12 protein-coding genes and 1 pseudogene are annotated in these 14,375 nt (G+C 57.7%); 5 read left to right on the forward strand and 8 right to left on the reverse strand.

The features are described 5' to 3' along the window. Positions 1 to 3 precede the first annotated feature (3 nt). Together GTK09_RS23845 and GTK09_RS23850 are read right to left on the reverse strand one after the other, a co-directional pair. On the reverse strand, positions 4 to 1,263 hold the full coding sequence (locus GTK09_RS23845) for a site-specific integrase (RefSeq protein WP_163465915.1): 1,260 nt from the start codon (positions 1,261 to 1,263) through the stop codon (positions 4 to 6). Continuing rightward, complete coding sequence (locus tag GTK09_RS23850) at positions 1,260 to 1,727, reverse strand: Arc family DNA-binding protein (protein WP_163465916.1); 468 nt, start codon at positions 1,725 to 1,727, stop codon at positions 1,260 to 1,262. The genes GTK09_RS23845 and GTK09_RS23850 overlap by 4 nt, the downstream gene beginning before the upstream one ends. A 113-nt stretch (positions 1,728 to 1,840) precedes the next feature. Here GTK09_RS23850 and GTK09_RS23855 point away from each other — a divergent pair, with 113 nt between their 5' ends. Both GTK09_RS23855 and GTK09_RS27625 read left to right on the forward strand, forming a co-directional pair. Further along, the gene (locus tag GTK09_RS23855; RefSeq protein ID WP_163465917.1) at positions 1,841 to 2,038 is read left to right on the forward strand and encodes a DNA-binding protein; all 198 of its coding nucleotides are present in this window, start codon (positions 1,841 to 1,843) and stop codon (positions 2,036 to 2,038) included. Between the two features lie 261 nt (positions 2,039 to 2,299). Further along, positions 2,300 to 3,128: pseudogene (locus GTK09_RS27625) on the forward strand (IS3 family transposase); the annotation flags it as partial. Between the two features lie 139 nt (positions 3,129 to 3,267). On the opposite strand, the gene GTK09_RS23865 reads toward GTK09_RS27625, so the two are convergent. After that, positions 3,268 to 4,716 (reverse strand): hypothetical protein, encoded by a 1,449-nt coding sequence (locus GTK09_RS23865; RefSeq protein WP_163465918.1) that lies wholly within the window; start codon positions 4,714 to 4,716, stop codon positions 3,268 to 3,270. 92 nt (positions 4,717 to 4,808) lie between these two features. Between GTK09_RS23865 and GTK09_RS23870 the strand changes: the two genes are divergently transcribed. Further along, a complete protein-coding gene (locus tag GTK09_RS23870) occupies positions 4,809 to 6,134 on the forward strand; it encodes a helix-turn-helix domain-containing protein (RefSeq protein WP_163465919.1) in 1,326 nt (441 codons plus the stop codon). A gap of 201 nt (positions 6,135 to 6,335) precedes the next feature. Here the strand turns inward: GTK09_RS23870 and GTK09_RS23875 are convergent, their stop codons facing one another. From GTK09_RS23875 to GTK09_RS23895, 5 genes are all read right to left on the reverse strand, one after another. Next, a complete protein-coding gene (locus GTK09_RS23875) occupies positions 6,336 to 6,734 on the reverse strand; it encodes a hypothetical protein (protein WP_163465920.1) in 399 nt (132 codons plus the stop codon). Between the two features lie 338 nt (positions 6,735 to 7,072). Then, positions 7,073 to 8,119 carry a hypothetical protein gene (locus tag GTK09_RS23880; RefSeq protein WP_163465921.1) on the reverse strand — a complete coding sequence of 349 codons (1,047 nt, stop codon included), beginning with the start codon at positions 8,117 to 8,119 and terminating at the stop codon, positions 7,073 to 7,075. After that, the gene (locus GTK09_RS23885; protein ID WP_163465922.1) at positions 8,116 to 9,159 is read right to left on the reverse strand and encodes an adenylosuccinate synthetase; all 1,044 of its coding nucleotides are present in this window, start codon (positions 9,157 to 9,159) and stop codon (positions 8,116 to 8,118) included. Before GTK09_RS23885 ends, GTK09_RS23880 begins: the two co-directional genes overlap by 4 nt. After that, a complete protein-coding gene (locus tag GTK09_RS23890; protein ID WP_163465923.1) occupies positions 9,144 to 11,081 on the reverse strand; it encodes a ribonuclease H-like domain-containing protein in 1,938 nt (645 codons plus the stop codon). The genes GTK09_RS23885 and GTK09_RS23890 overlap by 16 nt, the downstream gene beginning before the upstream one ends. A 382-nt stretch (positions 11,082 to 11,463) precedes the next feature. Beyond that, positions 11,464 to 12,306 (reverse strand): 23S rRNA (adenine(2030)-N(6))-methyltransferase RlmJ, encoded by an 843-nt coding sequence (locus GTK09_RS23895; protein WP_163465924.1) that lies wholly within the window; start codon positions 12,304 to 12,306, stop codon positions 11,464 to 11,466. A 411-nt stretch (positions 12,307 to 12,717) separates the two neighbouring features. Between GTK09_RS23895 and GTK09_RS23900 the strand changes: the two genes are divergently transcribed. Both GTK09_RS23900 and GTK09_RS27630 read left to right on the forward strand, forming a co-directional pair. Continuing rightward, positions 12,718 to 13,890 (forward strand): ABC-three component system protein, encoded by a 1,173-nt coding sequence (locus GTK09_RS23900; RefSeq protein WP_246218101.1) that lies wholly within the window; start codon positions 12,718 to 12,720, stop codon positions 13,888 to 13,890. Continuing rightward, positions 13,880 to 14,374, forward strand: a complete 495-nt coding sequence (locus GTK09_RS27630) for a three component ABC system middle component (RefSeq protein WP_312869951.1) — start codon at positions 13,880 to 13,882, stop codon at positions 14,372 to 14,374. Before GTK09_RS23900 ends, GTK09_RS27630 begins: the two co-directional genes overlap by 11 nt. Position 14,375: the final 1 nt, after the last annotated feature.

Here is a 14,375-nt window from a genome sequence, read left to right on the forward strand (position 1 = left end):
CACTCAGGCGATGATGCGCAACCTTGGTGGCCGCATCACGCGGCCCTGCGGACTTCCTTGATGGTGACGGTCCCATGGTTCGGTCCTCCTTCCCAAAAATAGCATGGAAAGAAGATTAAGAGGACAATCCATCGTCACCTGAAGGCTTGAGTGGCCGGCGAAGGTTTGGATTGTCTTCGGCTTCAGGTCGGCCTCGATCCATGTGGATATCCCGAAGTGCCGAAGGGCATGCCAGTTGAATCGCTTCGGCGCCGGAGCGTGCTCTGAGGGGGCCGTCTGGTGGAGTTTCTCCAGTTTGCGAAAGAGCGGGTAGAACTTCCGCTTCACCATGCTACCGTGGCCCAGGTAGCCGCCGCGCCGATTCGGAAAAACGAGATCGTCGTCTCTTCCGAATCTAGACCGCAACCGCCATTCCTTGAGCATCGTGAGCACGGACGATGCCAGAGGCACTGTCCTAACGCCCGCAGTGGTCTTGGTCGTGTCCTCCTCGCCCCAGACATCTACGCGCGTCTCTATAGCTACCTCGCCAGCTTCGAAATCAATGTGGCGCCACCTCAATGCGTGATGCTCGCCCGCCCTTACTGCAGACGCGGCCGCAAAAATGATCTGCACACGAAAGTCCGGATCCGCCACAGCGATGATGGCGCGCATCGCTTCCTTGGACGGTGGAACGATCTTCTTGGCACCCTCGTCTCGTCGGCCAATCACCCGTATGCCCGTGGCCGGGTTAAATGCGACAAGGTCTTTAGAGACGGCGAAGGCAAGCATGGCCGACAGAGTGGAAAGGATCTTCCGCGTGGTTATCACGCCGACACCCACGTTGCGGAGCCTGTCCCGAAGGTCCCCGATCGCCCGAGTCGTGAGGTGCGCGAGCTTGAGATGACCAACCCCGTCTTCGAACAGCCTGACCTGCGTTTTCACCTTCCGCTTGACCCGGTGCTCTGCATCGGGGCAGATGTAGTTCCAGATATGCCCTGTCACAGTAAGCAGATGGCCGCGAGTGAAGCGTTCTCCGCGAATGGATCGCCCCTCCGCATGCGCTAGATAGGTAAGAGCCAGATCGCGGACGGTAGTAGTTTGAGATTCCCCGCGAAATGAACCGCCGGCGAGTTGCCCTTCGATTTTCACCCGGAACGCATCGGCCTCCCGCTTCGTCCTGAACTGCTTTCGTTGCCGCTTCCCGTTCAGATCGCAGAAGTCGTACTGCCAGCCGGTGCGGACATCTCCCTTCCCGTTACTCCATGTGCGCTTGCGGACACTCATGTGCTGTGTCTCCAGGGGAGTGGCTGGGCGTTCTTCGCTCGCTTCTCTTCGGCCGCATCGCTCGCGATCGCAATCATCTCGTCAATTTGCCGGATGCTGTGCTCGGCGTACTTACGCATTTCCGAATCGCTCGACTTGAGGAGCTCCTCTTCCATCTTCTGGCGAGCAGTTCGGAGGGCATCAAGCGCTGATCCAGTCTCGGGGAAGTGTTCCTTGAGAGCTCCGACGATAAGTAGGTTTGGATCCTCCTCGTTTTGCTCGGCCTGATGCAAGATCCGCTCGAGAAGTCGATGGGGGAGCCAGATTCGGAACGATCCATCCTGTTCGTCTGGTTCGATCCTGCTTTCCAAGCGGGCGACAATTTCGCCGTTCATCGACCGATTTCGAACTGCTGCAGCTGCGGAGATGCGGTCGCGAAGTTGGACCGGCAGCCGAAGCGTCATCCTAATTTCTTCATCAGCCATCGGAGTACCCCTTCACTCTGATCAAACTCCATAGCACCAAATCGACACCATGTCTTGACTTTGATTCGCCAGGACACCATTATGGTGTCATAGCTCAACAGAAGGTTCATGCGATGCTGAACGAAGCCAATGATCTCGACGTCCCGGTCTGGGGCACGAAGGAGATCTCCAGGATCATCAACAGAACGGAGCGACAGACCTTCCACATGCTCGCCACCGGCGCGCTACCGGCACGAAAGGTGGGCGAGAGGTGGGTCACGACGAAGCGCAAGCTGATGGACGCGATCATCGGCGACCAGGCCGCGGCTTAATGGCAATCTATCCGAAGACGAAAAAGCCCGGTCAGGAATGCTATCCCGGCGGGTGAGGAACATCAGCAACCCTTGGAGAAAAACCAGATAAAATCGGAACAGGCGGCCGGCTTCATCTCAATCGTGACTTGCCCCTGAGTTTTTCCTCCAGGAATGATCAGAGTCCGCCCTCGTCACGGACGGACAGCATGAAGTGTAAACGGTTCGCGGAAGAGCACATCATCAGGGTTCTGAAGGAGCAAGAGTCTGGCTGGAAGGGCGCGGATGGTCCGCTACCAATCGCGCCGACCACCGGAGACCGAACTTCGCGGCAAGCTACTAGAGTTGGCCAACGAGCGTCGCCGTTTCGGCTATCGTCGTCTGTTCGTCCTTTTGCGGCGTGACGGCGAGCGTTGGGGATCAACCGGATCTATCGTCTCTGCCTTAAAGAAAGGCTGACCGTGCGCAAGCGCCGTTCACGTCGGCGTATCATTGTATCCCGGACGCCGCTCCTCGTCGAGGCCCAGCCGAATGCCCACTGGTCGCTGAATTTCGTGCACGACCAGCGCGCCTGCGGGCGTCGCTTCCGCGTTCTCAATATCGTCGACGACGTCACGCGCGAGTGCCTCGGGGTGATCCCGGATACGTCGATCTCAGGTCGTCGTATCGCCCGCGAAGTGACGGCCTTGATCGCCACCCGCGGCAGACCCGGCATGATAGTATCCGATCACGGCACCGAGTTTACTTCGAATGCCATTCTCGCCTGGTCGGAGGATCACCAGATGGAATGGACTACATTACGCCCGGCAGCCCGATGCAGAACGGTTTCGTAGATGGCCTCGCCAGCAGTATGCGCGACGAACTCTTGAACAAGAGCCTGTTCCTCGATCCCGACCATGCCCGCAACTTGATCGCCGCATGGATGGACGACTTCAACACCCAGCTGCCACACTCGTCGCTCGGCTACTTGACCCCGGCGGAATTCGCCGAAATCGTCATCGCAACCGGCTCTCGCGCACAGTGATCGGATGGCTCCGCGCCTCCGCCGGTTGCTCAACCCGCCCCTCAAGGCGTAGCACAAACGGATGAGGCTCTAATCGCCGCTGGATGAAAGTTCAGTGGCAGGTCACACCACCATCAGGGCACGGCCTGGGACGGTTTCGGAACGATCAACGAACGGAAGACGATGTCGCCAAACGTATCGCTGTGGGTTATTCGAAACTTGAAGCCCTCCGTATGGCATACGCCGGCTATAACCTGGGTTCGTCATCTTTGATCTGGGGCGCCGTTCGTGGGGTATTGATATCTCGGTTTCCACGGGGCGTCGGCAAGATTGACCGCGCGAAACGCCAAATCCAATTCTTAAACGCTGCGAAAACCATATGGAGAATAGTCCTTTCAAAACTGGCTGAAGTCGATAAGGCCACCGCTCTGTACAACTGACTGCAAGCAGTTGGGTCCTTCATCGCTGCAGACCTCACCGGTGTCAGGAGTTTTACGATACCGGATAGCCGATCATTTCCGAGCCGGTAGCATTTGTCCGTCCAACTAGAAACCTTCCAAGCGAGGTTGGTTGTTCTGCGTATCGACGAATAATATTTGGAGACGATTAATGTTGTATCGTTGATCCGAAGACATTCCTTCACAGCGTTCCTCAATGCTTGAGCTTCGATCGCCGCAGACGCTATGCCTAGCCCATAAATCGGGTTAGTGCTCATCAAAGCGTCCCCAAGCACTAAGAAAGACACGGGATGTCGTTTCGTCCGCTCAATCTGAGTTCTGTAGGCGAAGCGATAACGTTGCTGCCTGAGCATGCGACCGTCGAGATAATTGGTCACCTTCGACGCAATCGCCGCAGGCAAACTGGCCTGGATAATTTCGGAAGCTGTTGTTGTTGATGAACCACGCGAAAACCGTTCCGCAACGGCGACCTGCACCTGGCCGTTCTCGATCCGCATGATCTGACTGCCGGCGCGACCCTCAGGTGGGGGCATGTTACCAACTAGCAGAGCCCAATCTTGGTCATGGTCCGTCCAACTATCTACAACTATACTTCTGATTGTGACATCTGGTTCATACGACACCGGAGTCGTGATCCCCGCCGAGTAAAAGTTGTGACTAAACGGACGATGATTGTCACTCATCGGTCGTCTTCCACTCGCGTCGATCACCAGGTCAAAACTCATCTTTTCAGCATTCGTTTCGACGACAGCCTTAATCCCCGCGGGGAAGACACGCTCAACGACAGCGTGTTCGACACGTATCCGCGGATAAAGCTGGACTTGCTTGTGGATCGCCTCAGCGATATGGGTTCGGCTGGCGGTCAATATACGGAGGTTCGAGGTCAAGGTCGGGGAGATGACCGCGCCTTCGTAAAATCGAACCTGCGCGGATGCATCGACAAGACAGGCTCCTCCTGACGTCAGGGCTTCGAAGAGTGAAGGTGAGAGCTCCTGGATGCTATCGAGTCCACCTGAGACTATCGCATATCCATATTTCTGCGTGCTTCTTGCGCTTGTATCGCCCTGTACCACATCCAGCCTTCGTTCAAAGATCCGGACACTTTTTGAAAATGGTTCAACAGCGAGCGCCGCGAGGAGACCAGCCAGCCCGCCACCGATAATGGCTACCTCTCCGATATCTTCGACCGCAGATTTGGTGTTGGAGTTGCTTCTGTCACATGCATGTCTTACCTTCATGATGTCGCTCCGAGGTTGTATTGGGCGACACTCAAAAAGTCTCATTCTCGTCGGGGCGCACAGGACCCGTAGTTTGACTGGGGGCGATGCGGATGAACAAAGAACAGAAAGATCCTCGTAGCGCGGACATCGACCGGCCCCCATCTCGGCTCGGACGATTGCTCTTGGCCTTGCGGGAAACCGTCGGGCTCCGCGGTATGGCCCCCACAGCTGACCCCGTATTTCGAAAACTCTATGCGCAGTCGAAGCCGGAAAGGCTTTCGCGCTCCATGGCCGCGGAATGGACGCAGATGGTGGCCGGCATCCAAATCAGCGAGAAGCAGATCCAGCGCGTCGAGACCGGCGATAGACGGACCCACGAGACAGCTCAAATCAGGGGATTATTGCGAAGCTATGGGCTGGGCGTCGATGAGGTCGAGGCGGTTATTGAGGATCCCGAGCTCAACAGGATCAGCGGCAATCCCCATCTGATCGCAGATTGGCGGTTGCGCGGGCTCGCCCTCTATGAATTCGGTCCGCTAATTAACGAGGCTCTCAAAGTCGGCGATCGCTGCTCTACGTGGCTTGAAGTCGAGAAGGCGGGAAATTGCGGATATTCACCGGACGAGGTGACGCTGCTTGTCTCAGAGGGCGAGATCAATCCGCCGGAGGCGTTCAGGCGGATCGCCGACGAAGCCTTCCGACAAAACGACATCAAGAAGAAGGCTGGGATTCGCGGCTGGAGCGACAATCCGACCCTATGTTTAGCATCCGTCGTAGACGACCTTGCCGCCGATGAAGAAGAGCGACGCAGCATCACCTGCCGATTTGTTCAGTCAAAATATCGGTACAACGTCGTCGCGAAGCAAGAAGGAGGTGCTGGATTTCGAGCCCGAGCTCTGCAGGATGCGACCTGGCCGCTGAAACCGGTTCCGTTCCTGTCATCCGGCGTAGGAATTTGCATCAACGTCATCTGCGACGACGGAAAGACACTGGTTGTCGGACGCCGTGGGAACGACGAGACGTTCCGAAAAGGCGAATACGACATCGCGGTGGTCGAAGGTATCAGACCAACATCAAATGTCGTCGACGGCCGTATCGATATCGTCGGTGTCGCCAAACGAGCATTGATAGAAGAGCTGGGTCTCCACAAAGTCGCGCCAAATGGAGATATCGACCAGATCATCGAACAGCTCAGGATATTTGAGCTAGGCTGCGACTTGGAATACTACCAATGGAACTTCTTGTCCTACGCAAAAGTAAATTTAAATTTCAAACAGATCTATACTGGCTGGCAAAAGGCAAAAGACCGCAAAGAAAACCAAACAATTACGCAAATAGAGTTTACGAAGGAGGCGGTTCTTGACTTTGTCACGAACCAACACATCTGGTCATCTGGCGTCGCATGCGCCGTCCGAACTTTCGATTATTACACGTGATATTCTGTCAGTATCGAGTTGTTTTAACAGCACCATCAGCTTTCCTCTTAACATCTTTTCCATGCTATATTGAGGAATCCTCGGCCTGACACCCGAGGGCAAGAAGGAACTTGTCGGCCTCGAGGTCAGGGTCCGCTAACGTGCCCAAAGTTGACGGGAACTGCTCGTCGACCCGAAGGCTCGGAGCCTTTCCAGTCGCCCTCATAGGCACCGGGCAGCCGCGTTTACGTGAAGTGAGACTTTGTGGTCGCGCCAGTCTCGACAAAAGCCGACGACCCTCTCCCTGATCTCAGCATCGGGATTGATCACGAAGAAGGTGCGGCAGCTATAAGCATTGCAGCGAACCGCGATGCTACGGCGTCCCAAGCGATTCATCCAGAAGTCGACCTCGGCGTCGTGGCCGCCCTTGAAGCGACTGTTGTGGTGGTAGACAATCGTTGGACGTCCGTCCGCGAGAGCCAGAACTTCGGCGACCGGCATACGCTTGGCGAAGTGGGGCTCGAGACGTCGGCCGGGGTCGTCGGAGACCAGTCCGTTGTCGGGATCTGCGAATATGATCTCGGCGTCCTCCAGCGCCGTCCGCGCTCGCTCGAACCACAACGCCCGTTCCGCGCACCGCAGACGTCTGGGCAGATTCCGCCCCGGAACAGTCTCAGAGGCGAAAATTGTCCCATTGTCGAACGCATCCTGCAAAGCGTTGACCACCCTTGGCCCGTCGGCAATTCTGGTTAAGTACTCGAAAACTTTGGGATCGGGTCCACGCCAGCGATCAGCGTCTCGCAAGTAGCGAACATGGCGCCCATCTTCATTGTGATCTTCGTCCGGGTGAAGGTACCAAGCAACCCCTAATCGACGTCCAACTGCCAGCCGTCGAACGAGAGACAATTTTACGTAGTCGCCTATGTCGCCAGTGTATCTGTTTTGCAATGAAGACAATCTCAGCGCGAAGAGGAAGGCTCTGCCGATGGCGCGGCGGAAGCTTTGAACTGCCCTCGCAGAGCGGCGTTCTCCGCACGAAGCGTGTCGATCTGCATCTGCAGGCTTTGGGTAAGTTCATCTAGACGCTGCACGTCGCTCTCCAGATCGCCGGCTTTTAGCGCAGGGACCATACCCTCGGCCATCCAAAGACCATAGGCATTCTGCATAAAGCTACGGTTCGTATAGATTTCGCTCAGCATGATTAGTCCAAAGGTTACTACGAGGGTCAATGCCGCTATAAGACCAAAACGCTGAAGTTCTTTGACGCGATCGAACGCTGCGTCGGCTTTTTTCTCGACGCGCCGAACGAAGGGGCGGATTGAGCTGCGGATCAGTACAGACCGCTGCTTATAGTCGTCAAAGGCTGCCTTATCGAGCCATTTCTTGCCATCGGAGATCGCTTTGTAGGTGGGGTAGTCACCGTAGGGCGACGGGCGGTCCTGATCGTAAGTTGTGCGAGTGAACTCGATCCAGATGAACCCATCATCCTCATGGATGTAGTAGTGCTCTGAGGTCAAGTTGTGCAGCGGGATTAACAGCCGGCCGCGAAACCCAGGATCAACGAGCGGTCCTGTTCCCAGCAGCAAGCCGCGGTGGACATGCTTTATTTGCAAATTGAAGCGAGCCGCAATGTAGCGGGGCAAACGGAACTGCACGCCACTTTCAACGAAGACAATCTCGTTTGCCGGTATTTTAAGGTAGCCGTCCTTGTTTCGTCGGAGTTCTTTTATACCTTCCTTGCCGTAGATGTACGCCTTCTTGCCAATGCAATCTTCGTAGGAAGCATGCTTCAATTTTTTTTTCGTGCCGTAAAAAGGTGTGACCATGGCGGTTCGACGCACGTACTCGACGATGTCGTCCGCAGATAGAAGCGAGGGATGGATCTTGCGTTCTCGGCCGTCGTGGAATGGGTCCTCCTCAAAGAACCTCTTCGATAACTTATCGGCCTCGTCGTCGGTCCACGAGAGTTCGAAAGGCTCGAAATTGGATTGACCAGTCATGGTCAAGCGAACATCCGAGTTCTGTCGACAACCGAATAAGGATCGAAGCCAAGCCAACTTACTGGACGACCTATCCATGCCTCAACGTCCGTTACGAAACGTCTGGCGGCTCCAGACTGCAAGTTCAGCTCTTCGGCGGGTCCAACGTAATCTAGGTGGTTCAATACGAGTCGATGAGGAGCATTGACCATGATTGCCTTACGAGCGAGCTCCACGTCGAACTCGCCGACACGGCGCAACTTCTTCGTGACAGTAGTATATTCCCGAATATCATCTGATCTGCCGGTGCGCTCGGCGATTCGTTGCCACGTCGTCTCGCGAGAAAGGGGGCCGGACTCACCTGCCACTCGGATTGGGAAGCTTCGAAGCACGAGCACAACATCATCAACATGTGCGATGCCGATTCCCGCTTCGGAAAGAGCCGCCGCGGCCGTCGTCGAGCGAGCCGTCGCCTTCGGCCAGATGCCCCCATCAAGCAACGATAGGCCGAAGCCTTGGGAGCCTTCAATTACGACGCGGTCTCCGCGCCGCAGTATGTCGTCTAAAACTGTAGAGGTGTCCCGGATCATTGGCTCAAGTTGACCCTGGAATTGAGCATGCACGGCAACGAGGGGAAAGTTTTCAGCGGTGCGGGCTACGCTTGCCATGACAGCGGCTCCGACACCAGATCCAGTCGATCCGATCCGGCCCGTGAGGTTTGAAGATTGCTCCCACGCTCGATGCTGGTCCGTGATGATGTTCGCGAACGGATGGATATGGATGCGGTCCTCGGGAAAGCTGAGCGCGTCAATCTCGCTTCTCAGAAGCTCAATGTCGATGTACGAACCCGCTGGAAACACAACGTCCACGTTTAGGTCTACACAGGCCGCCGGCATCTGACGTAGGGCCCATCTGCGCCCGTGGCGATCGTAGGCTGTATGGCCGGAGTTCGGCCCCCCAACCCGGACTACCGTCGATCGACCGTCGGCGCGCCGGACAATCTCTAGCGCGACTTTTCCCTTTCCCTCGGATCCAAATTGGCCCCCAACAACTATCGAGACAGGCATGACCCACCTTTCATAACGATAGTAACGAGGTTTCTAGCCTCGACTGCAACGGCGTCGCGTGTCCTGTAGTTTAGGAATCGGCAGTGCGCAAGCTCACTTAGCGTCCCGATCCCGCTCTCCACGTTGCCGCTAGCAGCAACATCGAAGTCTCCGTGGGACCGCAGCGCGTACCGCTCCCGCCGCAATGCCTCGTCCGCGTCCACGAAGACGTGGAGATAGGAGCCGCCTGCGTGTTCCGCGAAGAACGCATGGTCGTCTGCGAAGCGTAGACCGTCAACGACAACCCGCTCGGCGCCTCCAACGCGGGCGAGGGTGCGCCCGGCAAGCCATCGCTGCCGTCCCGTCCGGTTGATCTCCGCACCGAGTCGCTGCCTCTCGAACCGATCCAGAGGAAGACCTCTTGCCCTAAGTTCGTCGTCGATCACTTCGCTAAAGCGAGTGTAGGCAAAGCCCAATGCCTCTAGTTCGCGCGCAAGCGTCGTCTTGCCTGCGGCGATCGGACCGCTGATGCCGATTAGGAGTCGATGGGGCGCACCGGATAGCATTGGGATGATCAGCGGGGGCTCGTCCGCCGTTCCCAAAGATTCCGACAATCCCGCCCAGTGAAACGAGCCGACAAGCGCAGATGTCGCTGCGTCGAGTTCGTCGTGCGTCGCCTCCCCGAAATCACCCTGAAGACCAAACTCCTCTAGACCGAGGCGAAGCCATTCCACGCCAGCGCCCTTGCGAGGTATGCGCATGATGTCCTGTGCGGCTCCAGGATAGCTCTCGATCACGGGGACTCCTCGACGTCGGAACTCCTCCGCCAGCACCATTCCACGCGCAGTCAGCTTTTGCATACTTGGCAGGAGACAGGGATACACGTTCACACCGCGCCGCTTCAGCTCACGCTCGCACTCCCGCATGATGCCGAACCTCTCGCGTCCCGGATCAGCATCGTCGACGCTTATCCGACCGGATGGAAGGCAAAGCGGTGAGTCGATTGAGATCAGATCGGGTCTGGAAGACATCGTCCGGTCGATCAGGTCGCGATCAGTAAAAATTGTGGAGACTTGGCATTTGTCGCCGTCGAGTAGGCACCAGCCCGAACCACGCGCCTCGGAACCGGTCAGGTCGATGCCAACGATCCGTGCATTTGCAGCCGGACCTTTGCCAAGCAGAGACTTGAAATCGAGCTGCCGCAAATCGTCGGCCTTTCTCGGCTCGAACGTCGGCAGTTCCTCCGACCCACAAGGGCCTGCCCATTTCTCGAAGCACACGTCGCCAACGAATAGGTCCGGCGCAACGTCCAAGCAGACGAGTACCCGATCGAGAATCGCTCCCATCGCGGCGATATCGGCACGATTGTAACGGACTAGGCTCTCAAGAGCCCCGACGTCTCCACGCACGTAGCGGTGCCAAAGAGTGACGGCCGCAAGTCCATCGATCCCGTTAACGTTCGTCCGCAATTCAATTCCCAATGCCTTCTCGATCGCCTTCTGCCCGCCCTTCAAACCTGCCCTACGGCAGAGATACATAAGGTCCAGATGGTGCTGCGGCAGGACGACGTCAGGATATTCCGCGCGCAGAAACCGACTATCAAAGCGAATTCCGTTGAACGTGACGATTGCGACCGCGTTGCGCGCATCTTCGACAAGTGCGCGATGGCAGTCGCCTTTTACGATCGTTGAGGCACGCCCTTTGTAGGACCAGCCGACTACAGTGATCTCGTCGTAGAAGTGACTCAGCCCCGTCGTCTCGACGTCGAGGAACAGCACTTGTTCCGGCCGCTCGGCGCAGGCCGCCAAAAGCGCGGTAAGGTTCGAGGGAAAGCTGGCTCGTCTAACCACCGACGGTGCGGATCGCGGAGGACGTACCACTGCCCCGGACGGAGCGGGCCCGTCCAGGTTCGCATCGTCGATCGCCAATCCGAAAAACGACACTTGATTCCCTCTTTCGCACGCTCGTACTGTCAAAAGATGATAGCGTCTAGCCGTCGAATTGGCGACCTCAACGCGTCGTTATACATGAAAAGTGTCGATTCCTGAGCGCTGGAGTGCGTATGTCGTCATATAGTATAGAAGTGGTGCAGAACGCCGATCACAACCCATGCCCCCATGACTACGGTCTGCGCCGATCGGCGTGGATCCGTGCGATGACGCTCTTGAACCATCTTGGATCCGAGAGCGCGCTTGATGTTGCGGACGCCAGAGCGGATCGAGCGTTCGAACGAGGCGACCACGTCATATGCCGGCGATGGCGCGACCTGATCGTGGCGATCCATGCGTTGGAGGCAGACGAACCCCGACCCGGCGAGTGCATCCACTAGGATCGTTCGCCGCCCCATTCGTTGAAGGCGGGACGGACGCTCCACGTGGCGTCGCCATGCCCGAGGATCGTCGAAAGTTCCTCGCAGAGCTCCCGCAACCTGCGATCGAGGGTCCAGGGAGGGTTGCAGATCACGAGCCCGCTTCCCGCCAACTCCAGTCCGTTTCGCGCGAAGGGGCAGAACTCGGCTCGGAGCACATCAGCGAAGCCCGCCTCGATTGCCGCGGCCTCAATCTCCTTTCCGTTCTCCGATCCTTTAATCGGATACCAGACCACGTAGATGCCGGTCGCCCAGCGACGACGCCCCTTCGCGAGCGCTCTCCCGATGGCCCCCGTCTCGTCGGTCTTTTCGAATGGGGGATCCACGAAGACCAGTCCTCGCCTCTCGGCAGGCGGTAGGAGTGCCCCGATCGCCTCATAGCCGTTGCGCAGATGGACCGAGACACGCGGATCGGATCGGTATCGCCGGCGCAACGCTTCCCCGTCCTCGGGATGAAGCTCGCAGAGGATCAACCGGTCGACGTCGCGCAGCGCGAGGCGTGTGATCTCAGGAGAACCCGGGTACAGGTTCTCTGCATCAGCTCTAGTCGCCGCCAGGGAAGAGGCATAGCCGGGCGCCGACCGAAGCCCCCCGTTCTCGAGGCGCTCCACTCCTTCCGCCCTCTCGTTGGTCCGAGCCGCCTCGCGCGATGCCAAATCATAGACGCCGAGGCCGGCATGCGTGTCGAGGACCATGAACGGACGAGGTTTGAGGCGCAGCATGTCAAGGACGATCGATAGCGCGGCATGTTTGAAAATCTCGGTATGGTTACCGGCATGAAATGCGTGTCGATAGTTCATTAGCTCGTTATTTCCTATTTACTTGCATATCACAAATACAGGCTGGTCGATTCCGAAGGTTGGACGGCTGTTTCTTGGATTGGCAAATTTATATAATCATGACGATCCAGGAATATATCAAAATACTTGGTTCGGGTGGCGATGAGCCGTAACCGTTTCAAACCAAGCACCCGACGCCTCTTGCTCGCCCTTCCATTCTCGCGGTTTAGATATGTTCACTCGGCAGGCACTGACGCATTAAATGTGAATCAAGCCATATGGGGCACGCCAGTTCGCGCGCTTTCCGAGGAGGAGCAATTTGAGCGCATCTTGACGCTCGACGCGTCCGGCAGTTGGCGTTCCTGCAAGAGTTTTGTAAGACTTAGCCATTGTCCGGCGATGCGGGTCACCGTTAGGTAAGGATCGGGGTTGGTGGCAATCAACAACACGGCGGCGCCTCAGGCTGCTGGCTACATCCTTCAACTCGAGAGAGCGTTCCATCATCTCGCTCATGCCGGTGCTGGTGCCGTCGTGGCCGTCGAACATCTGGATGATGTCGCCGTCCAGAAGGACGGGAAGACCTTTCTGCAGGAGCAGGACAAGAGCACGGCCGCCCCTAGTGCCAGACTGCTTGCTGACCGCAGTAAGGCGATCTGGCGAACACTGGAGATTTGGCTGCTACAGCGCGAGGCGCGGGACGCGGTTCCATGCGTGCGGTATTTGTTTTTTGTGAACAGGCCTGTCAACACACCAATCGCGACACTGGTGAAGAAGCGGATGCGGCAGGAGGCGACGTCGGCGGACGTTCTGTCCGCTCTGCGCGAGCAGGGGTTGTCAGGCAAGGACAAGAAAACCGGCCAGGCCCAGGTTCTCATCAACCGGGTCTTACAACGATCCGACGAGGACCTGATCGCTCTCATTGACCGTATTGAGATCGTTGAGGCCGGCGACCCGGCTGCGGACCGGGCGGCCATGGCCAATGCGCTAGGCCTCAGCCGCCGCGTCAATGCGGAAGACATCCTCGATAGTCTCTTCGGGTGGCTGACGCGGCTAGTGCGGGAGGAATGGAGCGCCAGCCGGCCCGGCCTCATCACCCGTGACGCCGTTCTGCTGCAGAAGGACGCGCTCCAAGACCGTCAGGCGCGTGGCCGTTTCCTACCCAGGGCGGCCTCGGACATCATGGTGTCCGAAGCGGATAGAGCGGGCGCCCTATCGCGAACTTTTGTTGAACACCTTGGTCGAATCGAAGCGGAGAACGACGACATCATTGACGCTGTCGACCACTTCCTGAAATTCAATATCGAGAAGCACCGGCTGGTCGTTGAGGGCGAAGTCGCGGACCGGGAATGGCAAGACCGCGGCGAACGCCTGCGAGGTCGTTGGCGGACCTTAATGCGGCGGCGCGCCAGAGAGATGAAATTTTTGCCCGCAACGGAAGTCGGGCGGACCATCCTAGCCGACGCGACCTACGAGTATCAAGAACCGCTTGACGGGCAGCCATGTGGCGAAACCTATATGACCTCTGGCCACTACCACCGTCTTGCGGACGAGAACGAGGTCTGGTGGGACCCCACCTACTCTCCGGATCCCCCCTGTGAAGATTGATCACGAGGAGCTTCTCGCCCGAAACCCTGCCCTTGTCTCGCGAGCCTTCTGGCATCTGGCGCACAGTCATGCCGGAGCTGCTCGGGGCGAGCCGCCCATCCTGCCCGTATTCTTCGTCAGTGCCGCAATGCTGCTCCACAGAGCCACGGTGACCAAAATTCGGGCGATGCAATTCGACAGCGGACTATTGAAGGCGGTCCCCGAAGAGCCCGTTCTCCTCACCGGCCTCCAGGGTCGCGTCGAGACGCATGCCGACGCCGCGCTGAAGGCGCTTCAGGTCGCAGTCGCTTCGGGGCTCCTAGCTCGCGAGGGCGGAGACGGATTTCCTCGATTCCGCGCTATGGGCGGCAGCGCTCTTCCACCGGCCATCCGGGATCTCGACGCCCCGGTCTCCCATATGCTCAGCGCCGCAAGGCGGTTGGGGACTTGGTTCGCAACGGACGGCTTCGACGCCGTCCGACGTCAACTGAACATAGAGTTCTGAC

Source organism: Jiella pacifica, from assembly GCF_010500815.1.
In the GTDB taxonomy this organism is placed as follows: domain Bacteria; phylum Pseudomonadota; class Alphaproteobacteria; order Rhizobiales; family Rhizobiaceae; genus Jiella; species Jiella pacifica.

Coding starts and splice junctions, on each gene's coding strand:
- GTK09_RS23845 (WP_163465915.1), bottom strand. CDS start 1,263: ATGAGTGTCCGCAAGCGCACATGGAGTAACGGGAAGGGAGATGTCCGC.
- GTK09_RS23865 (WP_163465918.1), bottom strand. CDS start 4,716: ATGAAGGTAAGACATGCATGTGACAGAAGCAACTCCAACACCAAATCT.
- GTK09_RS23895 (WP_163465924.1), bottom strand. CDS start 12,306: ATGAACTATCGACACGCATTTCATGCCGGTAACCATACCGAGATTTTC.
- GTK09_RS23870 (WP_163465919.1), top strand. CDS start 4,809: ATGAACAAAGAACAGAAAGATCCTCGTAGCGCGGACATCGACCGGCCC.
- GTK09_RS23855 (WP_163465917.1), top strand. CDS start 1,841: ATGCTGAACGAAGCCAATGATCTCGACGTCCCGGTCTGGGGCACGAAG.
- GTK09_RS23850 (WP_163465916.1), bottom strand. CDS start 1,727: ATGGCTGATGAAGAAATTAGGATGACGCTTCGGCTGCCGGTCCAACTT.
- GTK09_RS23885 (WP_163465922.1), bottom strand. CDS start 9,159: ATGCCTGTCTCGATAGTTGTTGGGGGCCAATTTGGATCCGAGGGAAAG.